We start from the raw sequence: 432 nt of genomic DNA on the forward strand, positions 1-432 counted from the left end.
TTCCACAATTCATCCATGTCGCGCTCGATATGGCGGGCCTTCGGAATGAACTGCGTCACCCGGCGCCGGGCGGCTGCAAGCGGCGTGCCGTCGACATCGAAGATGACCGCCTTGGTGACTGTCAAACCACTATCGATCCCGAGCAGTGTCGGCATTCCCGTTTACCTCACGAGGGACAACCGGCCCGTGCCGTCAGGAGCGCCCTCCGGCGCCCTTGGCAATGACCACGTTGATATCTCTGGACCGCATGCGGTCGATGTGCACCGGCTGGGTCTTGTCGTCGACGATAACGACGTCGAACTCATCCAGTGCTGCGAAACTGTGGAGTGCACGCCGTTCGAACTTTGTATGATCGGCAAGCAGGATGCGTTTTACGGAACAGTCGAACATGGCGCGCTTGGTATCGACTGTTTCAGGGGACTGGTGCAGCAC

The 432-nt window shown here is 59.5% G+C and carries 1 protein-coding gene and 1 pseudogene; both read right to left on the minus strand.

The annotated features are described in order from the left end of the window. Positions 1-155: FGGY family carbohydrate kinase (locus tag K6N12_RS33695; protein WP_246645735.1), on the minus strand; the 155-nt coding region annotated here is incomplete at its 3' end. Between the two features lie 37 nt (positions 156-192). Next, positions 193-432 (minus strand): annotated as a pseudogene (locus K6N12_RS33700) (DeoR/GlpR transcriptional regulator); the annotation flags it as partial.

The organism is Rhizobium redzepovicii (assembly GCF_019793435.1).
GTDB classification, from domain to species: Bacteria; Pseudomonadota; Alphaproteobacteria; order Rhizobiales; family Rhizobiaceae; genus Rhizobium; species Rhizobium redzepovicii.